Raw genomic sequence first — 20779 nt, forward strand, 5'->3', positions numbered from 1 at the left:
CTCCCGGTGTTCGGGGCTGGCTGACGACCGGGGCTGCGGGTCCGCCCCGGGGCCGGGTTCAGGGTCGGCCGGTGGTGGATGCGCGGATGTTCAGGGCCCAGTCGTGGCGGCGTACGACGCCGGGCTGTGCCGTCCCGGCCAGCAGGTCGCTGAGCAGGGCCGCGCAGGCGCGCCCGTACTCCGCGGCCCGCAGGTCGACGGCCGTAACCGGGGGGCTCGAACCGCGCGCTGCCGCGCCGTCGACGCAGACGGCCACCAGCAGGTCGGTCCCCGGCTGCAGGCCCGCGTGGGCCGCGGCCGCGAGGACGCCGGGCACCGCGCCGTCGGGGGCGCACACCACCGCGTCCAGGCCCGGGACGGTGGCGATCAGGTCCGCGGTGGCGGCCTCGGCCTCGGCCGGTGTGGCCGCGAACGGTACCGTCCGCACGACCACGTCGACGCCTTCGCGTCGGCTCCAGTCGCCGGCTGCGGCCCGCAGGGCTGCCGCCCAGTCGGAGCCGGGGCCGGGGGCCAGCAGGGCCGGGCGGCGGGCTCTCCGCTCGGCGAGGTGGTCCAGCAGCGCGGCCAGCGAGGCGGCGTTGTCGCAGACGACGGCACCGCTCGGCGCGACTCCCCCGCCGAGGTAGCGCTCGCCGGTGACCACCGGCACGCCCGCGTCCAGCAGGTCCGGGACGGACGGGTCGTCGACCTCGGGGTCGATCACCAGCAGGCCGTCCACCCGGGCGGCGAGTCCCCCGCCGGACGCCGTGCCGGGCGCCAGCAGGACGAGGTCCAGGCCGTCCTCCCTGGCCCGTTCGACCGCGCCGAACGCCAGGTTCATGTAGTAGTCCAGGCGGGTGGCGGTGCGCGGCAGGTGGAGGCCGATCGCGCCGGTGCTGGAGCGGCGCAGGCTGCGCGCCGCGGTGTTCGGCCGGTAGCCGAGTTCCCGGGCCACGTCCAGGATGCGTTCGCGCGTGGTGCCGGACACCCGGCCGGAGCCGCCGAGCGCGTTGGAGGCGGTGCTCTTGGACACTCCGGCCGCCCGGGCCACATCGATCAGGGTCACGGGGCGGCTGGTCACAGCCCGGAAGTCTAGACGCAGCCCTGCGCCGATCTCCTGTTCCGGTCCGCCGCTCCCTTGCTGGAACGTTCCAGCACTGCGTAAGGTGCCCGTACCGGAACGTGCTGGAACGTTCCAGCACACGGCTGCCGACCTCGTGCAGGACGGCTCGCACGACCGCCCCGCCCCGCCCCGCCCCGCCCCGCCCCGCCCCGACCCGACCGACCAGGAGACACCCGCATGACGCGCGGATTCGATGTTGTGGAGACCGGTATCGCCGAGCTGCGCGCGGCGCTGGAGAAGGGCGAGACCACCGCGGTCGGCCTGCTCGACGCCTACCTCGCGCGGATCGACGCGTACGACCGGCCCGGCACCCCCACCGCACTCAACGCGATGGTCGTGATGAACCCGGACGCCCGCGCCGAGGCGGAGGCCTCCGACGCCCGCCGTGCGCGCGGCGAGACGCTCGGCCCGCTCGACGGCATCCCGTACACCGCGAAGGACAGCTACCTCGCGAAGGGGCTGACGGCGGCGGCCGGCTCGCCCGCCTTCGAGCACCTCGTCGCCCAGCGCGACGCCTTCGCCATCGAACGGCTGCGCGCGGGCGGGGCCGTCCTCATCGGCCTGACCAACATGCCCCCGATGGCCAACGGCGGCATGCAGCGCGGCGTGTACGGCCGCGCGGAGAGCCCGTACAGCGCCGACTGGCTCACCAGCGCCTACGGCTCCGGCTCCTCCAACGGCTCGGGCACCGCGACGGCGGCGTCCTTCGGCGCGTTCGGCCTCGGCGAGGAGACCTGGTCCTCGGGCCGGGCGCCCGCGTCGAACAACGCGCTGTGCGCCTACACGCCCAGCCGCGGCGTCATCTCGGTGCGCGGCAACTGGCCGCTGGTGCCGACCATGGACGTCGTCGTCCCGCACACCCGCACCATGGCCGACCTGTTCGAGCTGCTCGACGTCATCGTGGCCGACGACCCGGAGACGCGCGGTGACCTCTGGCGCGCGCAGCCGTGGGTGCCGCTGCCCGCGGCGTCCCGGGTGCGCCCCGCCTCCTACCCGGCGCTCGCGCCCGCCGACGCACCGGCCGCACGCGCCTCGCTCGCCGGCAAGCGCGTCGGCGTCCCGCGGATGTACATCAACGCCGACCCGGACGCCGGAACGAACCCCGAGGGCGGCATCGGCGGCCAGACCGGCCGGCCGATCGACACCCGCCCCTCGGTGATCGCCCTGTGGGAGGCCGCCCGCCGCGACCTGGAGGCGGCCGGCGCCGAGGTCGTCGAGGTCGACTTCCCCGTCGTGTCGAACTACGAGTCCGACCGCCCCGGCGCGCCCTCGCTGTTCACCCGCGGCCTGGTCGGCCGCGACTTCCTCACCGTCGAGATCGAGGACCTGTCGGCCTGGGCGTGGGACGACTTCCTGAGCGCCAACGGCGACCCGCGGCTCGCCGGCCTGGCCGAGGTCGACGGTGCCCGCATCTTCCCGAAGCAGGAAGGCGAACTCCCGGACCGCTACGCCGGCTTCGACGACTCGATCGGCGACTACCCGCGCTTCGTGCGCGAGCGCCCGTACGCGTCCTTCACCGACATGCCGCACCTCGAAGAGGGGCTGCGCGGGCTGGAGGAGACGCGCCGGGTCGACCTGGAGGAGTGGATGGACGGACTGCGCCTGGACGCGGTGGTGTTCCCCAGCGTCGCCGACGTCGGTCCGGCCGACATGGACGTGAACGAGGCCTCCGCCGACCTCGGCTGGCGCAACGGCGTGTGGGTCGCGAACGGCAACCTGGTGCCCCGTCACCTCGGCATCCCGACCGTGACCGTGCCCATGGGCACCATGACCGACACCGCCATGCCCGTCGGGCTGACCTTCGCGGGCCGCGCCTACGACGACAACGCCCTGCTGACCCTCGCCGCGGCCTTCGAGGCGACGGGCAGCCGGCGCACGGTCCCGTCGCGCACGCCGCGACTGTCCGCGCAGTGACGCGCCGGGGGGGGGGGGGGGGGGGGGGGGGGGGGGGGGGGGGGCGCGGGGGGGGGCGGGGGGGGGCCGGCCGGCCGCGGGTGGTGCGGTGTGGGGGTCAGTCGGTGACGGCCGCGGTCGCGGACCGGCCGGGGGCGAGGGTGACGGTGGCGTAGGTGTAGGTGACGCCGTCGACGACCTCGGTGCGGGCGTCCCGCGGCTTGCCGTCGACGGTGAGGTGCGCGTGCCGGCCCCGGAAGCGGGCCTCCCAAGTGAGCGTCTTCGCACCGGTGTTGGTGACGGTGCTGGCGCGTTCGCCGTCGTGGCGGACGGTCACCGTGCCGTCGCCGACCGGGATGCCGGCGATCTGCAGCCAGCCCGTCGGGGCGGGCAGCCGGGAGGTGGTGGCGAGGGTGCCGGCGGCCGCGTCCGGTTCGACGCCGAGCAGGCCCTGGACGGTCTGGGCGAGCAGGGTGAACGGGACCTCGGGGTAGTCGCCGTTGAGCATCCGCCCGCTCGCGTGCTGCTCGCCGGCGTTCTCGTAGACGTAGCGCATCCACTTCCAGGCGGTGGCGCCGTCGTTGCCGGCGAAGAAGGCGTCCGGCAGGTAGGTGTAGGCCTCCAGGTTGGCCGAGCGCTCGGGGCCGGAGTCGGCGGCGTCGATGGCGGCGAGGAGGCCGTCCCGGCGCGGCCCGGGGTCGAGCAGCTGCTTGACCGGCATCAGCACGCTCGCCTCGTAGCCCCAGCCGGTGATCGGCGTGCCGGTGGTGTCGTAGCCGTGCACCACCTCGCCGGGCCGGCCGGGGTCCACGCTCCAGGTGGTGTTGACGTACGTGCGCAGTGCCTCGGCGGCCCGGCGGTACCCGTCGGCCGAGGCGGCGTCGCCCCGGGCGTCGGCGAGCGTGGCGGCGGCGAGGTAGGCCTGGTACTGGGCGCCCAGCGCGTCGCCGGCCTCGGCGTAGGTGCCGGTGGCGTTCTCGGCGTAGCCGGCGGTGCCGGCGAAGATGCTGCGGCTGGTGGCCTGCGGGATCGGCAGGCCGCCGTTGTCGATCGGGCCGGGGTGGCGGGCGATGAACGGGCCCAGGGTGTTGCGGACGTAGGTGCCGAGCGTCGCGTCGTCGGCGTAGTCGCGGTCGCCGGTCCAGCGGTAGGCCTCGCCGGCCTTCTGGACCAGCTCGAACGGCGCGGGCAGCTCGCGGACGAAGCTGTTCGGGCTCCGGTAGTCGATGGCGCCGTACGTCCGGGCGTCGAAGTCGAGCGCCCAGACCGGGTACAGCCCGTTGACCTCGGTGGCGGAGGCGGCGAAGCCGCGCAGCATGGTCTTGTTCTCGGCGTCGAGGCCCAGCAGGTGCGCACCGACCAGCTGGTGGGCGAAGTCCCGGCTGTAGAAGGCGGAGCGGAAGGGGTAGCCGGCCCAGTAGGTGGCGTCGTAGGTGGTGCTGCCGGTGCCGCCGGGGTGGTTCTCGTCCATGTCGAGGACGCCGGTGGCGCCGGACTGCTGCACCCAGCTGTTGGCCTTGGTCTTGGCCCAGTCGAACAGCGCGACGACCTCGGGGTCGGAGGAGCTGGCGACCGGGTCGTTCGGGGCGGACGGGGCGACGGCGGCGTCGTCGACGTTGACCCAACCGGTCGGCGAGGAGCCGATGGTGAGGTCGATGCGGTCGCCGGCGGCGACCCGGATCCGGGGGAGGCTGTACTTGGCGTAGGTGGGCTGCTCGGGGAGGGTGAGCGAGCGCACGACGGCGCCGTTGACGCGGACCGCGAGGGTGCCGCCGGCGCCGCCGGTCGCGATCCAGGCGGAGAGGTCGTAGCCGCCGGCGGTGACGGCGGTCGTCCGGTGGGTGACGGAGTAGCCGGAGCCGGCGTCGAGGTAGGCGAGGCGGGTGCCGCCGTGCGGGTTGTTGGTGGCGATGCCGGTGTGCTCGGTGAGGGTCCAGCCGTCGGCGCCCTGCTCGAAGCCGGGGTTGGCGAGCGCGAGGGGCTCGGTGCGGGTGAGGGTCCAGCGGTGGGCCGGGCGGGTGTCGCAGCGGCCGCGCGCCGCGGCCCGTCCGGTCCCCGGCGCGGGGCCGGTCCCGGCGTCCTGTCCGGCGCTGAGGCAGGAGCCGGTGCCGCGCGCGGCGAGGGTGTACGTGCCCTGCGGTCCGCGGGAGACGGTGAAGCGCTCGGCGTCGGGGGAGGTGCCGCAGTCGGCGGTGGCGGGCGGGCGGCCCGGGCCGTCGAGGGTGAGGCAGCGGCCGGTCGCGGCGTTGACGATCAGGAACTCGCCCCCGGTGCCGCGCAGTTGCCAGCGCTGGCTGAGCAGCCGTTGGCAGTGGGCGCCGACGACCGGCACCGGGCCGGGGCCGGACTGCGCGAACTGCGGGCCGAGGCAGCTGCCGTCCAGGGCGGAGCCGAGGACGTAGCTGCCGCCGTCCACGAGCGGCGCCCGGTCGGGCGCCTGGTCGCCCGCGAACGCGGGTGGGCCGCCGAGGGCCTGGGCGGCGAGGACGGCCAGCAGCAGAAGACCGGACGGTAAGGCGCAGGTGCGGGCACGGGGCGGCATGGCGGGTCCTCTTCCGTCGGGTGGGTTGACTGCCAGGCGTTTGAACGTTCAAATCGATGCGCAACAGGTCGCATGTGATGGGTGACATTTCACATGTTCAGACAAGCCCGCGTCAACGGCCCGGACAGCACCGGCTGCGCGGCGCGGCGACGGCCCCTGCCCGACGGGGGTGGGCAGGGGCCGTCGCCCGGCACGCGGTCCGGGCTCAGCGTCCGAGGGCGGCGAGCGTGTCGTCCAGCGTGGGGCCGCCGGGGCGCGGGCGGTTGCGCGGGAGCCTGGCGAGCACCGAGCCCATGGCGCAGGTGTTCGTCAGCGCGGAGAAGGCCAGCCCGGCGCCGACGGCCGCGGAGACCCAGCGGGCGCGCGGCAGCACGAGGTCGACCAGCAGCCCGGCGAGAACCAACGATCCTGCCACCAGCCGTATCTGACGGTCCATCGCCCAGGTCCTACGGGCGCCGGGCGCCTTGTCCAGCGCCTGCCCGGCGCCGGACCAGGCGTTGGTGCCGCCGGACAGGGTGAGGGTCGGGATGCCGGCGTCGGCCAGCCGGCGGCAGGCCTGCTCGGCGCGCGGCCCGGCGGCGCAGACGACGGCGAGTTCGTGCTGCTCGGCGGCGTCGCGCAGCGCGGGCAGGGCGCGGTCCAGCCGGTCGAGCGGGATGTTCAGCGCGCCGGGGATGTGGCCGGCGGCGTACTCGCCGGGGGAGCGGACGTCGATGAGGGTGAGCTGCCCGAGGCGGGGCTTGAGCTGCTCGACGGTCAGCGGCGTGGTCATGGGGGTCCTTTCGGGCGGGGGTGGGTCGCGGCCCGGGGTGGGTCGCGGGGGGAGGGGAGGGGGAGGGAGGAAGGGGGGCGATGCCCGACTCGGTGGGGGTGCCCCGGTTCCGCGGGGCGATCAGCTCAGTGAGGTGATCAGCATCAGCGCCGCGACGCCGAGCAGGGCGACGGCGAAGGCCTTCTGCAGGGTGCGCCCGCTGAGCTTGTCGGCGAGCCGCTTGCCGTCCCAGGCGCCGAGGATCGCGGCCCCGGTGAAGGGCGCGGCCACGGCCCAGTCGATGGCGCCGGTCGCGCCGAGGCGGGGCAGCAGGGCGGCGAGGGAGTTGGCGCTGATGACCAGCAGGCTGGTGCCGACCGCGTCGGCCATGGTGAGGGCGAGCACCGAGACCAGGGCGGGGACGGCCAGGAATCCGCCGCCGACACCGAGCAGGCCGGTGACGGCGCCGAGCCCGGCACCCGCCGCCGTCGAGCGTCCGGGCGTTGCGGCGGAACGTTCCTGCGCGTCCGGCTTGGCCGGCTTCAGCATCCGCCAGGCCGCGAGCGCCGCCAGTACCGCGAAGGCACCGGTCAGCAGCGCGCCCGGCAGGTGTGCGGACAACGCCCCGGCGGCGGCCGCCACGGGCAGTCCGGCGGCGGCGAACAGTGCGCCGGTGCGCCAGCGGACCCGCCCCGCCCGGGCGTGGGCGAGCAGCCCGGTCAGCGAGGTCGCGGCGACGATCACCAGGGCGGCCGTGGTGGCCAGCGCCGGGCTGAAGCCCAGCAGGTAGACCAGGGCGGGCACGGCGAGCATGCTGCCGCCCCCGCCGAGCCCGCCCAGCGCGAGCCCGACCACGGCGCCGGCGGCCAGCGCCAGCAGCAGCGAGGTCATGCCACCCGCCCGGCTTCGCCGTCCGGGGTGGTGACCGGCAGCCCGGCCAGGGCCCAGGCGTGCATGCCGCCCGTGACGTTCAGCGCCCGGACGCCGCGCTGCGCGAGCAGTTCCACCGCGTGCCGGGAGCGGTGCCCGGAGCGGCAGAGGGCGAGCACCGTACGGCCGGTGGCCGCCGGCGGCAGCGGGGCGCCCGCCGCCAGGGCGATCAGCGGCTGGTGCAGCGCGCCCGGGGCGTGGCCGGCGGCGAACTCGTCGGCCTCCCGGACGTCGAGCAGGACGGCGTCGCCGGTGCGGGCGAGCTCCCGGGCCTGGACGGGGGTGGCCCGGTCGGTGTCCGGGTGGGGTGCGGGGTGCCCGAGGGCGGGCGGCAGTTGAGGCAAGGGAGTCTCCAGTGGTGCGGGCCGGACGGCACGTGGGTCCGGGCGGAGCGGGGGGTGTCGCGGCCGCCCGTGCGGGCCGTACGGCCCGGTGCGGCGGCGGTGTCGGCGCTTCCCCGGCCCCGCCCGTACCTGGTTTCGGTGGCGGCGGCCGGTCCCCCTCGACGCCACCATAGTACCCCCGGGGGTATTATCGAAACTGTTCGGCGATACCCCCGCCGGTATCGGCCTCATGGCCGCCGCATGCCGGAAGGAATACCGAGGGGGGTATCGCGACCACTGTCCCGGCGCCCGACGCCTCCAGGAGGGCCACCCGTCGAACGCGTGGCCGGCTTGTCAGACCCGACGAGGAGACACCCCGTGATCTTCAGCCAGTACTACCTCGACTGCCTCTCCCAGGCGTCCTACCTGATCGCCGACGAGACCACCCGCCAGGCCGTGATCGTCGACCCCCGCCGGGACGTCGACGAGTACCTCGCCGACGCCAGGGCGCGCGGCCTGACCGTCGTCGGCGTGATCAACACCCACTTCCACGCCGACTTCCTGGCCGGCCACCTCGAACTCGCCGCCCGCACCGGCGCCTGGATCGGCTACGGCCGGCGGGCCGAGACCGAGTACCCCATCCGCCCTCTCGCCGACGGCGAACGCATCCCCCTCGGCGACGTCACCCTGCAGATCATGGAGACCCCCGGGCACACCCCCGAGTCGATCAGCATCCTCGTCCACGAGTACGCCACCGACGAAGTCCCGTACGGCGTCCTCACCGGAGACGCCCTCTTCATCGGCGACGTCGGCCGTCCCGATCTGCTCGCCTCCGCCGGCGTCACCGCCGAGGAGCTCGGCGCCATGCTCTACGACAGCGTCCACCGCAAGCTGATGGCCCTGCCCGACGAGGTCCGCGTCTTCCCCGCGCACGGCGCCGGATCCGCCTGCGGGAAGAGCCTCTCCACCGAGAAGCAGTCCACCATCGGCGCACAGCGCCTGACCAACTACGCCTGTCAGCCCATGGACGAGGACGCCTTCGTCCGCATCGTCGCCGCCGGTCAGCCCGCCGCCCCCGCCTACTTCGGCCACGACGCCGCCCTCAACCGGCAGGACCGCCCGCTGCTCGACCGGACGAACGCCGAGCGCCCCCTGTGCCCCGAAGGCTTCAGGGAGGTCCGCGCCGCGGGCGCCGTCGTCCTCGACGCCCGCAGCCCCCAGGACTTCGGTGCGGGGCACCTCCGCGGCGCCGTCAACGTCCCGATCGACGGCCGCTTCGCCGAACAGGCCGGCACCGTCCTGACCCCCGACTCCACCATCGCGATCATCGCGCCGCAGGACCGCGAGGACGAGGTCGTCACCCGCCTCGCCCGCATCGGCTTCGACCGCATCGCCGGCTACCTGCGCAACCCCGGCACCGCCCTGCCCGCCCTCGCCGACGAGGTCACCCCCGCCAGCCGCCTCACCGCCGACCAGCTCCGGACCGCACTCGCCGGCGCGCAGCCCCCCACCGTCCTGGACGTGCGCAGCTGCAGCGAACGCGCATCAGGAGCCATCGAAGGGTCCCTGCACATCACCCTGGCCGACCTCCCCCGCCGCCTGGACGAGATCCCCACCGGCCGCCCCCTGGTCGTCCACTGCGCCGGCGGCCACCGCTCCTCCATCGCCGCCAGCCTGCTGCGCCACCACGGCCGCGCCGACACCTCCGACCTCATCGGCGGCTACCACGCCTGGGACGCTCTCACCCACCCCGCCCGGGGCTGAACCCGGCGGCCGTCCCGGCCCGCGGCGTGCCCGGGGCCGTTCGGGTGCCGGGGGCCGGGTGCCGGGTACCGGGTGTTGGGCGGTGGGCGATGGGCGGTGGGCGATGGGCGGTGGGCGAACCGCCGAACCGCCGAACCGCCGAACCGCCGTCACGATGCGGGCTGTTCGTCTCCGTCTCCGAAGGCCTGTTCGACCCACACCGTCTTTCCGGTGGTGGCGAACCGGACGCCCCAGCGGTCCGCGAGCTGCGACACGATGTAGAGCCCGCGGCCGCACTCGTCCGTGGTCCGGGCGTGGCGGAGGTGGGGGCTGGTGTCCGCGCCGTCGCTGACCTCGACGCTCAGGCTGTCGGCATGGATCAGGCGCAGGCGGCACGGCGGATCGCCGTAGCGGACCACATTGGTCACCAGCTCGCTCACCACGAGCTCGGTGGCGTACACGGCCTCCTCGGGCAGCCCCCAACGCCCCAGCTGCGCCCGCACCAGCGAACGGGCCCGGGCGGGGGCTTGCTCGTCGGCGTCCAGGACCCATTCCACGGCGGCGTCGCGGGCCAGTCCGGCGGCCCGGCCCAGGAGCAGGACCACCGCCCCCGCCTGCCCGGCGTCGCCCGACGCGAGCAGGACTTCGTCGCACTGGTCGCGCAGCGGGCGGCCGCCGGGCACGAGGCGGGCGTGCAGGCCCCGGGCGCCGAGGGCGGCGTACAGGGCCGGTGTGGTGAGCGCCAGCACGGTGCCGTCGGGGACGGACATCCGGCTCGCGGCGAAGGGGGCGGTCTCGGAGGTTCCCAGGGTGGGTCCCTCCGGGAGGTCCGCCTCGGTGAGGGCCCCGTCGGGGGAGACGAGGACCAGGCCGGGGTTGCCGGCGCGGGCCGCGGTGAGGCTGCCGGAAGCCGGGTCGTAGACCGCGCAGAGACAGCTCGCCGTCAGCGCCCGGTCCCGCAGCGGGTCGGTGGCCGGCAGCGCGCGGCGTTCCGCGGCCAGCTGCCGCGTGGTCTCGTCCAGGCGGGCCAGCAGCTCGTCCGGTTCGAGGTCGAGGGAGGCCAGGCAGCGCAGCGCGGTGCGCAACTGGCCCATCGTCGCGGCGGTGTGGATCCCGTCGCCGCGGACCTCGCCGTCGCCGTCGCCGTCGCGGTGGACGTCGTCGTCGCCATGGACCTCGCCGACGACGAGCGCGGTGCGGGCGCCCGGCAGGGGGATGACGTCGTACCAGCCACCGCCGGCCCGATGCGTCGGCAGGTGCCCCTGCGCGATCTCCAGGCCGGCGACGGACTGCGGTGCCCGCGGCAGGAACCGTCGCTGCACCGTGGCGGCGACCGCGTGCTCGCGGGTGTAGCGGCGCGAGTTGTCCAGGCACAGCGCGACGTAGTCGGTGACCGTCGCGGCCAGTGCCGCGTCCTCGTCGGTGAACGCGGGGGAGCCCTCGCACCGGTACAGGGTCAGCAGGCCCAGGAGCGTGCCCCGCAGGATGAAGGGCGCCACCAGTACGGCGACGGGCGTCGCCCCGCGCAGCGCCGCGGCGTGGTCGGCGGTGGCGTGCAGCCAGGCGTCCCCGCCGGCCGGCCTGACCGTGACCGGCCTGCCCCGCGTCAGCGCCAGCCCGAAGGGTGACGCCGCGTCCGGCACGTGCGAGGACCCGAGCGGCCCGCCCGAGCGGTCGCTGCCGCGAGGTCTCACCGCCAGGCAGTGCAGGGCCACGAACCCCGGCGGCGGGAAGAGCGGGGGATCGTCGCCGGTCATCAGCGCGTCGACGACCTCCACGACCGCCGCATCGGCCATGCCGGCCGCAAGGACGTCGGCCAGTTCCCGGCAGATGTCGACGGCCTCCAGCGAGGCACCCACCTGCGCCCGGATCGCGCCCAGGACCTGCGCGCCCGCCTCCGCGACCGCCAGTTCCGTCACGTCCACCACGGTCGCGGCCAGCCCGTAGAGCGTCCCCGCCTGCGACCGCAGCCGGAAGAGCGACACCGAGTACGTACGCGTCGGCGCCGGGGGCGGGTCGACGAAAGCGCGGATGCGCCGTTCCAACGCGGGCCGCCCGTCCGTGAGCACCGAGCGTGCCAGGGCCTCCACGGCGTCCGGGTCCTCCAGCGGGAACACGTCCCGGAGCGGGAGACCGACCAGGTCCCGGACATCGCGCCCCCGCATGGCAGCAGTCGCCGGATTGCTCCGCACCAGCCGCAGGTCGGCGTCGAAGATGTGCAGTCCCAGCGGAGACCTGCTGAGCAGAGCCTCCAGCGTCAGCCCCTCCGCCGGGTTCTCCGCGGCGCTCACCGGCCGGACCGCTCCGTCGTCCCCGCCGCAGGGCGGAGGGACCGGTCGCCCCGTGGACGGTCCAGCACAGAAGAGCACCCGACGGCCTCACGCTCGGTCATGGTCACCATGATCCCCGATCCGTGGTCCGCCGACGACATTTCGGACACCAGCGTGCCACCGTCGGGGGACGTCACCGGCAGGGCCGGGGCCCGGCGGTCTCCCCGCCCTCGTGCCGGCCGCCGTCAGCGGTTGCGGAACTCCGGCGGGCGGGATTCGGTGGAATCCCGGCGAAGGAAGCGGCGCGACCGGCTCTCGGCGCCTGCGCCCGCTCGACCCTCTCTTCGTGAATCCCGCGGTCCCACCGGCGGGACCGACCTCCCAGATCCAGGAGACCGATCATGCCCTTCGTCAACGTCGGCCAGGAGAACTCCGCTCCGATCGACCTGTACTACGAGGACCACGGCGCGGGCCGGCCCGTCGTGCTCATCCACGGCTTCCCGCTCAGCGGCCGTGCCTGGGAGCGCCAGGAGCGTGCACTGCTGGCCGCCGGGCACCGGGTGATCACCTACGACCGGCGCGGCTTCGGGCGCTCCGGCCAGCCGACGACCGGGTACGACTACGACACCTTCGCCGCCGATCTGGACAAGCTGCTGACCGCGCTCGACCTGCGGGACGCCGACCTGGTCGGCCACTCCATGGGCGGCGGCGAGATCGCCCGCTACCTCGGCAACCACGGCTCCGGGCGGATCCGCCGCGCGGTCATCGTCTCCGGCGTGCCGCCGTACCTGCTGAAGACCGACGAGACGCCCCAGGGAGTCCCCCAGCAGGTGTTCGACGACATCGCGGCCGGGCTCGCCGCCGACCGCCAGGCGTACTTCACCGAGTGGAACAAGAACTTCTACAACCTCGACCTGACGCTCGGAAGCCGGATCAGCCCCGAGGCGGTGCAGGACGCCTGGAACACCGCCGTCGGCGCCTCCCCGGCGGGGACGATCGCCTGCGTGGCCACCTGGCACACCGACTTCCGTGCCGACCTGCCCAAGATCGACATCCCGGTGCTGATCCTGCACGGCACCGCGGACCGCATCCTGCCGATCGACGCGTGCGGCCCGCGCAGCCACGAGCTGATCAAGGACAGCCGGTACGTGACGATCGAGGGTGCCGACCACGGCCTGTGCTGGACGTACGCCGACGAGGTCAACGAGCACCTGCTCGCCTTCCTGGCGTGACCGGCTCGCGCCCCGTTGCCCGGCCGGCCCGCGTTCTGCCGGCCCGCGTCCTGCCGGCCGGGGCCCGGACCGCCTCCGCGGGGCTCGCGCAGCGGAAGTCCCACGACCGGGAGATGATCGGCAGGACCGGGAGACCGCCGCTGGCGAAAGCGGCAAGAGCCACGACCACAGGAGGACGGCCCGTGATTCCCGAGAGCGCCTTCGACGCACTCGTCCCGCCCAGCGGCACCGGCTGCGTCGAATGCGACGAGGCCGGCGGCTGGTGGGTCCATCTGCGACGCTGCGCCCTGTGCGGGCACATCGGCTGCTGTGACGACTCGCTCGCCAAGCACGCCACCGCCCACGCCAGAGCCAGCGGCCACCCGGTCATCCGAAGCTTCGAGCCGGGGGAGACGTGGTTCTGGAACTACGACACGTCCGAGTACTTCGAGACCGGGCCCGAGCTGGCACCGTCACACAGCCACCCGGCCGACCAGCCGGTGCCCGGCCCCGCCGGCCGGGTCCCCGCCGACTGGGCCGACCTGCTCGGCGCCTCCTGACCGGCGCCGCCGCGCCGCCACGGCACCCCGCTGGTGGTGGACGCCGAGGCCGGCACTCCCCTCCAGGACGTCTTCCGGCGGCTCGCCCCCGTCCACCGGTCGCTGCTGTTCGCCGTCGGGACGGAACTGCGCGCCCGACTCCCCGCCGACCTGCCGCTGTTGCTCCGACTCGACGCATGGAACCAGCCCGACGACTTCGGGGAGACGCCGCCCAGCGGGCCCGAGACCTTCCGCCTCCTCGCCGAGGTCCTGGATTCCGGCGACCCGACCCGCTACCGCTCGACCCTCGCCCCCGACACCCACTGGTCGCACTGGCCCGACGCGGGGACGCAGTAGTCCCGGGGCCGGGCGTCGGGGCGGTCCCGGAGCATGCCGGGGCCGCCTTCGGTGCGGTTCCGGCGCGGGGCGCAGGATCGGCGGGCGAAGTAATTGAACGCGTTCAGAACTCTGGGCTACGCTGGTCCGCGGAGATGAGGGGGGAACGCATGAAGATCGTCATTCCCGGCGGATCCGGCGCGCTCGGCGCGCTGCTCGACCGCAGCCTGACCGCCGCCGGACACCGGGTGGTCACCCTGAGCCGCAGGCCCGTCGGACCCCGGCAGGTCGGCTGGGACGGGCGCACGCTCGGCGCCTGGGCGGAGGAGGTCGACGGCAGCGACGTCGTGGTCAACCTCGCCGGGCGCAGCGTCAACTGCCGCTACACGGAAGAGAACCGGCGCGAGATGATGGACTCCCGGGTCCTCTCCACCCGCGCCGTCGGCCAGGCGATCGCCGCCGCCCGGCGCCCGCCCGCGGTCTGGCTGCAGATGAGCACCGCCACCGTCTACGCCCACCGCCACGACGCCCCGAACGGCGAGCACGACGGCCTGATCGGTGGCGCCGAACCCGACGCCCCGGCCTCCTGGCGGTACAGCATCGACATCGCCCGCGCCTGGGAGGACACCCAGAGCGAGGCCGACACCCCGGCCACCCGCAAGCTCGCCCTGCGCACCGCCGTCGTCCTCGGCCCGGAACGCGGCGGCGCCCTCGATTCGCTCTCCTGGCTGGCCCGCCTCGGCGCCGGCGGCGCGATCGCGGGCGGCGCGCAGTACGTCTCCTGGATCCACGAACGCGACTTCGCCCGCGCCGTGGACTTCCTGATCGCGCACGAGGAGCTGACCGGCCCGGTCAACCTCGCCGCGCCGAACCCGCTGCCCCAGCGCGAGTTCATGCGCGACCTGCGCACCGCCTGGGGCATGCCGCTGGCCCTGCCCGCCGCGCGCTGGATGGCCGAGATCGGCGCCTTCGCCCTGCGCTCGGAGACCGAACTGCTGCTGAAGAGCCGCCGGGTCGTCCCGACCCGCCTGCTCGACGCGGGTTTCGACTTCGCGTACCCGAGCTGGCCCGCCGCCGCGCGGGACCTGGTCCGGCGCCTGCGCGGGCGGTGACGGGCGGCGCACGCACGGTCGGTTCGTCACGGGCCCGTCACAGCTCCGGCGGCCCGCTTGTCCGGGCCGCGCGTCGGCCGCGAGGCTGGGAGCACGCGCGGGGAAGGGGGCGGGATGACGACGGTACGGCTGGCGTTCATGCGACGCCGGGTGGAGGCCATCGGGGTCGGCTGTCTGCTCGCCCTGATCGCGGTGATCGTGCTCAGCGGGACCGGCGCCACGGGTGTGGGGCCGACCCTGCTGATCGGCGCCGCGATCGCCGCCGCCGCGGCCGTCGGCGGGCCGCGCACGTTCTGGCTGCGGGAGGAGGAGACCGGCCTCACCGTGGTCCGCCTGCTCGTGCCCAAGCACTACACCTGGTCGCAGATCGGCGGCATCGCCATGGACTTCGCCGAGGAGCCCGAGACCAGTGCCCACCAGGTCCGGCTCCGGCTGCGCCTGGTCGACCCGCCGGGCCGGTCCTGCGGCCCGTTCCTCGGCGAACTCACGATCACGGACGACGACCGGCCGCGCGGAGTCGAACCGCGCGCCCTCGCCGAGCTGTTCGCCCTCTTCGGCCGGCACGGACTGCCCGTCGACCGCCCGGAGTTCGCGAACGCCGTGCTCTCCGCCCACGCACTCCCGCCGCTCCCGCCCCCGGCCGTACCGACCGCGCCGGACGGGCCGGCCGCCGCGAAGGAGTAGCGCCACCTCGGCGGACCGCCGGGCCAGGCTCGACGCCTCACCGGCCCCGGCGGCAGGACCCCGACGGCGTCGGCAGCCGTGTGGAAGGCGCGGACGCGGTAGGGCGAGGCGCCGTTCCACTCCAGGAGGAAGGCGATCCGCCGCAGCGCCTCCGTCGGGTCCACCGCCGCGACCGCCTCAGGGCGCCGCGAGGGTGAGCGCCGCGAGCTCGTCGACCACGGCGGTCAGCCGGCCGTGGCGGCGCAGGGCGCGCCGCTGGCGGTCGGCCCCGGTGCCCCGCCGGTGGATCCGGCCGAGCGCGGTCTCGACCGCGGTCAGGTCTCCGGCGGCGGCCAGGCCGGGGGCGGCCCGTTCCAGCAGACGGTCGGCCAGTGCGGCCATCGGGGTGAGCCGTCCGGTGAGCGGGTCGATGCCGTCCCCGGCCAGGCCGGTGCGGGCGGCCTGCCAGTGGGCGTCGCGGACCAGGCCGGCCGGGCACGCCGGAGCGGGTCGGCCCTCGTCGATCTCGTCGAGGAGGACGGTGGTGAGCCCGCGCAGCAGCGCCGCCAGCAGCAGGACGGTTCGCAGGTCGGCGTTGACGTCGGCGACCCGCACCTCCAGCGTCGGGACGTGCTCCGACGGCCGGGCGTACCAGTACACCATCCGCCGGTCGAGCAGCACCCCGGAACGCACCAGGGCGGCCACCACGGACTCGTACTGCTCCTCGTCCAGCACCGGGGCCGGGCCGACGGTGGGCCAGCGCGCCCAGCGGACGGAGCGCCAGCTCGCGAAGCCGCTGTCCCGGCCCTCCGCGAACGGGGAGTTGACCGTGAGTGCCTGGACGACCGGCAGCCAGGGACGCAGGTGGTTGGCCAGCGCCAGCGCCCGTCCGCGGCTCACCGTCCCCACGTGGACGTGGCAGCCGCACAGCGCGCCGCCGTAGCCGTCGACCACGCTCCGGTAGCGGGCCGCCATCTCCCGGTAGCGCGGATCGTCGGTGACCCGGCCCGGCCGGGGGTTGCTCAGCACCGGTGTGCCCGAGGCCACCAGGAGGCACCCCGCCTCGGCGGCCGCGGCGGCGACCACCGCGCGCAGGTGGACCAGGTCGGCGGCCAGCTCGTCGAGCCGGGTGGCGGGCCGGGTGCACACCTCGACCTGGACGGGGAAGAACTCGGCCTGCACCTGTTCGCCCAGCTCGCCCGCGGCGTCCGCGATGACCTGCGGCGCGCGTTCGGCGGGCAGCCGGGTGCGCCGGTCGACCAGCAGGAACTCCTCCTCCACCCCGACGGTGGGCAGGGCGCGCGGCGGCGCCGCCCCGGGCGCAGCGGCCGTCCGCTGCGCCGGGGCGGGCGTGGTGACGGCCGGGCCCGGGACGTGCTTCGGTCCGGGCCCGGCCCCGGCCGTGGCCGGGGGGCCCGGAGGCTGGTGGATCCGCATGACGGGCGTCTTGCCGGGCCGGTGGCGCCGAAACGTCACAGGCGACGGATCTTCGGTGGCGGCCGTCCCGGGACGCCCTGCCGCGCCCCGGGACGGCGCCGGTCAGTGGCCGAGGGCGTGTGCCAGTTCGCGTTTGTTCATCTTCGAACGGCCCTTGACGTTGCGGTGCTTGGCCTCGTTGTACAGCTGGTCGTAGGTCGGCCCCTGGGCGCCGCTGTGCGAGCGCTTCCCGCCGCGGTGGCCGGAGGAGACGTCCTCCGTCGAGGTGCGGCCGGCCGTCTCCGACTCGCCGTGCCGGGCCCGCTCCTTGTTGACCGTCCGGGCGGCGATCTCCTCGGCCCGCTTCTCGCTCTCGCCGCGGTCGAGCGCGCTCTCCTTGATGTGCTCGTACTGGCGCTCCCGCTTGGGGCTGGATCCTCGGGGCATGACGCCCCTCCTCTCGTGACCGTCGGTGTGCCCGCGCCTACCCGGACAAATCAGAAGAAAACGAACCAAACATGAATTCACTGTCGTATGTCGGGTAGAACACCCATGCAGCGGCCGGGACCGGATCCGGCCGCCCCGGCACCCGCCCGGGTGCCACCGGGACCGCGCTTGAAGAAGCCGGGCACAGGTCCTGGGGGAAGAAGCCCCGAAGGCGCGCGGGTTCGCACCGCACGCGCCACCGGGCGACCCCGTTGCCCAGGAGACATCAAGTGTCCATCCGACTGCAGACATCCCACCCGGATGTCGTCACCCGCCCTGACCAGCCCCCCGACATCCCGCCCGACATCCCGCCCAGGCCCACCACCGCTGAGCTGCGGGCGATGGGCAAGACCGAGGCCCGCGAACTCAGCGACGCGCTGTTCGAGCGCCTGGCCGGCCTCGCCCGCGAGAGCCACGCCTACAGCTACGTCCGCGGCACGATCATCGAACTCAACATGCCGCTGGTGCGCTTCATCGCCGCCCGCTTCCGGCACCGCGCCGAGGACATGGACGACATCCTGCAGGTCGGCACCATCGGCCTGATCAAGGCCGTCGACGGCTACGACCCGCAACGCGGCGTCGAGTTCATCACCTACGCGATCCCCACCATCACCGGCGAGATCAAGCGGTTCTTCCGCGACACCTCCTGGCCGGTGCGCGTGTCGCGCAGCATGCAGGAGCTGTACCTCACCGTCGCCCGCGGCTCCGACCGGCTGGAACAGGAACTCGGCCGGCTGCCGGAACCCGAGGAGCTCGCCGAGGGCCTGCACCTCACCGTCGAACAGGCCACCGAGGGCCTGATGGCGGGCCGGGTCTACCGCCCCAACTCCCTGGACGCCCTGCGCGAGCAGGACACCGACGACACCGGCAGCGCCCTGCTCGACCGGCTCGGCGGCTGCGACCCCGGCATCGAACTCGCCGACTTCCGCACCGCCGTCCGCCCGCTGCTCGCCGAACTGCCGCACCGGGAACAGACCGTCCTCAAGCTCAGGTTCTGGGACGGCTGCACCCAGTCCCAGATCGCCGACCGGATCGGCGTCTCCCAGATGCACGTCTCCCGGCTGCTCACCGCGACGCTGAACCGCCTGCGCGAGCAGCTCGACGACCTCGACGCGCCCGGCTGGGACGACGGCCCCGAGAAACCGGCCTGAGCCCGTCGACCGCCGCACCACCCCCGGACGGCAGGCGGACAGGCGGACGGGCGGCACGGCGCGGACGGGTACGGGCAGGGCGAGGAGGCCGAGGGCATGGACGGGCGGCTGCGGGACGGAGTGGACCGGCGGGCCGGGCTGGCGACGGGCGCCCCGCCCTCCCCGCGCGGCCCGCTGTCCGCGGCGGTGCTCGGCCTGGCGGCCGCCGGGCCGCCCGGCGCCGGACGCCTGCTCGCGCCGCCCGGCCCCTTCACCCACCCCTGGAGCGAGGACCACCAGCTCGCGCTGTACCTCTGCTACGAACTCCACGACCGGGGCCTTCCCGGCGTCGCCGACGGGTGGGAGTGGGAGCCCGAACTGCTGTCACTGCGACGGTCGTTGGAGCGCCCGTTCCTCGCCGAGGTCCGCGCCGAGGCGGAGCCCGTCGCACCCCTGGGGGAGGCCCTGGAGCGCCTGCTCACGGAGCCCCCGGACGGCACCGGGCCCTCGCACTTCCTGCTGGCCGAGGGCGAACTCGGGCACGCCCGCGAATACCTGGTGCACCGGTCGCTCTACCACCTCAAGGAGGCGGACCCGCAGCTGTGGATGCTGCCGAGGATCCACGGTCCCGCGCAGGCGGCGCTGATGGCGATCCTCTTCGACGAGTACGGCGCCGGACGGCCGGAACGGGCCCACGCCGAACTGTTCGCCCGGATGATGACCGCCTTCGGCCTGGAGCCCGGCTACCGGCACTACCTGGACCTGGTCCCCGCGCCCGGCCTGGCAGTGGTCAACCTGATGATGCTCTTCGGCCTGCACCGGGAACTGCGCTGCGCGGCGGTCGGGCAGTTCGCGACCATCGAGATCACCTCCTCGCCCGGCTCGGCCCGCCTGGCGTCGGCGCTGGAGCGACTCGGCGGAGGCCCGGACGGCACCCTCTTCTACCGCGAGCACGTCGAGGCGGACGCCGTCCACGAGCAGCTGGTGCGACGCGGGGTCATCGAGGAACTGATCGCCGCCGAGCCGGCCGCGGCACGGGACGTGGCGTTCGGCATCGCCGCCACCGAGGTCGTCGACGGCCGCTTCGCGGACCACCTGCTCGGCTGCTGGCGCGCCGGGCGGACCTCCCTGCGCTCACCCCTGCCCGACGGCGCGGTCTGAGCCGCGTCCGGCACCGCCCGCCGGGCGTCCCGGCTCGCCTGCCGGACGTCCCGCACCGCCCGCCGCGCGTCCCGCCTCGCTTGCCGGGCGTCCCGGCTCCGAGCCCCGTCCGGGCCGACCGCGACGGCGGTGGCTGGTGTCGCAGAACGGGTACGTCCGGCTCCGGCGGCACGCGCACAGCGCCACCACCGGGCGCTCGGAGACCCGTACCGTCCCGTCCGGCAGGACCACCTCCACCGGCCCCTCGACCAGCAGCGGACCACCCGGAACGACGACCACCCTGGTCGGCCCCCGGTCAGCCGTCGCGGACACCGCGCACCACCACCAGCTCCTCCTCGCGCTCGCCCGGCCGGATCAGCCCGCGCCGCTCGAACAGGGCGGCCCGCGCGGTCATCACCGGTCCGAACGCCTGCCGCCGCCGGGCCGCGACCTCCACCCGCAGCCCCGCCCCGCGCAGCAGCGCCAGGGTGGCGGGGACGTCGGCGAGCGCGGACTGCACCAGCAGCAGCACCCCGCCGGCGGCGAGCAGACCGGGGGCCGTCCGGCAGATTCGGTCCAGGACGAGCCGGCCGTCCGGCCCGGCGTCCCAGGCCAGGGCGGCGCCGCGGCCGCCGGCTCCCGCGGCGGGATCGACCGGGACGTACGGAGGGTTCGCCGTGATCAGGTCGAAGCGCCCGCCGGCCACCGGGGCCAGCAGGTCGCCCCGGTGCAGGCGGATCCGGCGACGGTGCAGCCGGGCGTTGACCCAGGCGGTGGCCACGGCGCGGGCGGACACGTCGACCGCGGTCACCCGGGCCCCGGTCCGCGCCGCGACGAGCGCGACCGCCCCCGTGCCGGTGCAGAGGTCGAGCACCCGGCCGGAGGCGTCCAGACGCTCCCGGCGCACACACGAGGCCAGCAACCGGGTGTCCCCCTGCGGGCGGTACACCCCGGGCGGTCGGAGCAGCAGCCGCACCTGGCTGCGGGCCGCCGGGGCGGCCGGGCGCCGGACGCGGACGTGCCCGGCGACGACGGCCGCCACCCGGATCCCGGGGCGCCACCTGCCCTCCGGTGCGTCGGCGCGAGGCGGGAGATCGGGGACAGCGGCGGTCATGGCTCCTCCTGTGGTGCTCCCGGGCGGCTGCCCCCGGCCGTCGGGGTGAAACGCCGTCCGGTGCCGACCGGTCGGGGC

19 protein-coding genes and 1 pseudogene are annotated in these 20779 nt (G+C 75.4%); 9 read left to right on the forward strand and 11 right to left on the reverse strand.

Annotation, left to right across the window (positions count from 1 at the left end):
- Nucleotides 1-58: 58 nt before the first annotated feature.
- Nucleotides 59-1060, reverse strand: coding sequence for a LacI family DNA-binding transcriptional regulator (locus tag ACIRST_RS10705; protein ID WP_402801567.1), 1002 nt, complete (start codon nucleotides 1058-1060; stop codon nucleotides 59-61).
- A 219-nt stretch (nucleotides 1061-1279) separates the two neighbouring features.
- Between ACIRST_RS10705 and ACIRST_RS10710 the strand changes: the two genes are divergently transcribed.
- A complete protein-coding gene (locus tag ACIRST_RS10710; protein WP_402801569.1) occupies nucleotides 1280-3016 on the forward strand; it encodes an amidase in 1737 nt (578 codons plus the stop codon).
- A gap of 97 nt (nucleotides 3017-3113) precedes the next feature.
- Here ACIRST_RS10710 and ACIRST_RS10715 read toward each other — a convergent pair whose 3' ends face one another.
- From ACIRST_RS10715 to ACIRST_RS10730, 4 genes are all read right to left on the reverse strand, one after another.
- Nucleotides 3114-5537: an RICIN domain-containing protein gene (locus ACIRST_RS10715; RefSeq protein WP_402801571.1), complete on the reverse strand. Its 2424-nt coding sequence runs from the start codon at nucleotides 5535-5537 to the stop codon at nucleotides 3114-3116.
- A gap of 205 nt (nucleotides 5538-5742) precedes the next feature.
- A complete protein-coding gene (locus tag ACIRST_RS10720) occupies nucleotides 5743-6309 on the reverse strand; it encodes a rhodanese-like domain-containing protein (protein ID WP_402801573.1) in 567 nt (188 codons plus the stop codon).
- Nucleotides 6310-6429: 120 nt separating this feature from the next.
- Entirely contained in the window at nucleotides 6430-7179 is a 750-nt protein-coding gene (locus ACIRST_RS10725; RefSeq protein WP_402801576.1) for a sulfite exporter TauE/SafE family protein, read from the reverse strand.
- Nucleotides 7176-7562 (reverse strand): rhodanese-like domain-containing protein, encoded by a 387-nt coding sequence (locus ACIRST_RS10730; protein ID WP_402801579.1) that lies wholly within the window; start codon nucleotides 7560-7562, stop codon nucleotides 7176-7178. The genes ACIRST_RS10725 and ACIRST_RS10730 overlap by 4 nt, the downstream gene beginning before the upstream one ends.
- A gap of 357 nt (nucleotides 7563-7919) precedes the next feature.
- Here ACIRST_RS10730 and ACIRST_RS10735 point away from each other — a divergent pair, with 357 nt between their 5' ends.
- A complete protein-coding gene (locus ACIRST_RS10735) occupies nucleotides 7920-9305 on the forward strand; it encodes a rhodanese-like domain-containing protein (RefSeq protein WP_402801581.1) in 1386 nt (461 codons plus the stop codon).
- Between the two features lie 149 nt (nucleotides 9306-9454).
- On the opposite strand, the gene ACIRST_RS10740 is transcribed toward ACIRST_RS10735, so the two are convergent.
- Nucleotides 9455-11575, reverse strand: coding sequence for a SpoIIE family protein phosphatase (locus ACIRST_RS10740; RefSeq protein WP_402801583.1), 2121 nt, complete (start codon nucleotides 11573-11575; stop codon nucleotides 9455-9457).
- 380 nt (nucleotides 11576-11955) lie between these two features.
- Here ACIRST_RS10740 and ACIRST_RS10745 point away from each other — a divergent pair, with 380 nt between their 5' ends.
- The 5 genes from ACIRST_RS10745 to ACIRST_RS10765 all read left to right on the forward strand — a co-directional run bounded on the left by ACIRST_RS10745 (nucleotide 11956) and on the right by ACIRST_RS10765 (nucleotide 15436).
- The gene (locus ACIRST_RS10745; RefSeq protein WP_402801585.1) at nucleotides 11956-12786 is read left to right on the forward strand and encodes an alpha/beta fold hydrolase; all 831 of its coding nucleotides are present in this window, start codon (nucleotides 11956-11958) and stop codon (nucleotides 12784-12786) included.
- Nucleotides 12787-12968: 182 nt separating this feature from the next.
- Nucleotides 12969-13325: a UBP-type zinc finger domain-containing protein gene (locus ACIRST_RS10750; protein ID WP_350523066.1), complete on the forward strand. Its 357-nt coding sequence runs from the start codon at nucleotides 12969-12971 to the stop codon at nucleotides 13323-13325.
- Nucleotides 13326-13361: 36 nt separating this feature from the next.
- On the forward strand, nucleotides 13362-13661 hold the full coding sequence (locus ACIRST_RS10755; RefSeq protein ID WP_402801588.1) for a DUF7003 family protein: 300 nt from the start codon (nucleotides 13362-13364) through the stop codon (nucleotides 13659-13661).
- 149 nt (nucleotides 13662-13810) lie between these two features.
- Complete coding sequence (locus ACIRST_RS10760) at nucleotides 13811-14752, forward strand: TIGR01777 family oxidoreductase (protein ID WP_402801590.1); 942 nt, start codon at nucleotides 13811-13813, stop codon at nucleotides 14750-14752.
- 114 nt (nucleotides 14753-14866) lie between these two features.
- Nucleotides 14867-15436, forward strand: coding sequence for a hypothetical protein (locus ACIRST_RS10765; RefSeq protein WP_402801662.1), 570 nt, complete (start codon nucleotides 14867-14869; stop codon nucleotides 15434-15436).
- 50 nt (nucleotides 15437-15486) lie between these two features.
- Here the strand turns inward: ACIRST_RS10765 and ACIRST_RS10770 are convergent.
- From ACIRST_RS10770 to ACIRST_RS10780, 3 genes and pseudogenes are all read right to left on the reverse strand, one after another.
- Nucleotides 15487-15600: pseudogene (locus ACIRST_RS10770) on the reverse strand (PHP domain-containing protein); the annotation flags it as partial.
- Between the two features lie 13 nt (nucleotides 15601-15613).
- The gene (locus ACIRST_RS10775) at nucleotides 15614-16852 is read right to left on the reverse strand and encodes a glutamate--cysteine ligase (protein WP_402801591.1); all 1239 of its coding nucleotides are present in this window, start codon (nucleotides 16850-16852) and stop codon (nucleotides 15614-15616) included.
- A gap of 102 nt (nucleotides 16853-16954) precedes the next feature.
- Entirely contained in the window at nucleotides 16955-17278 is a 324-nt protein-coding gene (locus ACIRST_RS10780; protein WP_402801593.1) for a plasmid stabilization protein, read from the reverse strand.
- Nucleotides 17279-17547: 269 nt separating this feature from the next.
- Between ACIRST_RS10780 and ACIRST_RS10785 the strand changes: the two genes are divergently transcribed.
- Nucleotides 17548-18468, forward strand: a complete 921-nt coding sequence (locus ACIRST_RS10785) for a SigB/SigF/SigG family RNA polymerase sigma factor (RefSeq protein WP_350523061.1) — start codon at nucleotides 17548-17550, stop codon at nucleotides 18466-18468.
- 96 nt (nucleotides 18469-18564) lie between these two features.
- Nucleotides 18565-19608 (forward strand): iron-containing redox enzyme family protein, encoded by a 1044-nt coding sequence (locus ACIRST_RS10790; protein WP_402801595.1) that lies wholly within the window; start codon nucleotides 18565-18567, stop codon nucleotides 19606-19608.
- Here ACIRST_RS10790 and ACIRST_RS10795 read toward each other — a convergent pair.
- Nucleotides 19582-19920, reverse strand: a complete 339-nt coding sequence (locus tag ACIRST_RS10795) for a CDGSH iron-sulfur domain-containing protein (RefSeq protein WP_402801598.1) — start codon at nucleotides 19918-19920, stop codon at nucleotides 19582-19584. The two genes, ACIRST_RS10790 and ACIRST_RS10795, sit on opposite strands and share 27 nt — an antisense overlap.
- Nucleotides 19904-20701 (reverse strand): HemK2/MTQ2 family protein methyltransferase, encoded by a 798-nt coding sequence (locus ACIRST_RS10800; protein WP_402801599.1) that lies wholly within the window; start codon nucleotides 20699-20701, stop codon nucleotides 19904-19906. The genes ACIRST_RS10795 and ACIRST_RS10800 overlap by 17 nt, the downstream gene beginning before the upstream one ends.
- Between the last annotated feature and the right edge of the window lie 78 nt (nucleotides 20702-20779).

This window comes from Kitasatospora sp. NPDC101447, assembly GCF_044767225.1.
Classification (GTDB): domain Bacteria; phylum Actinomycetota; class Actinomycetes; order Streptomycetales; family Streptomycetaceae; genus Kitasatospora.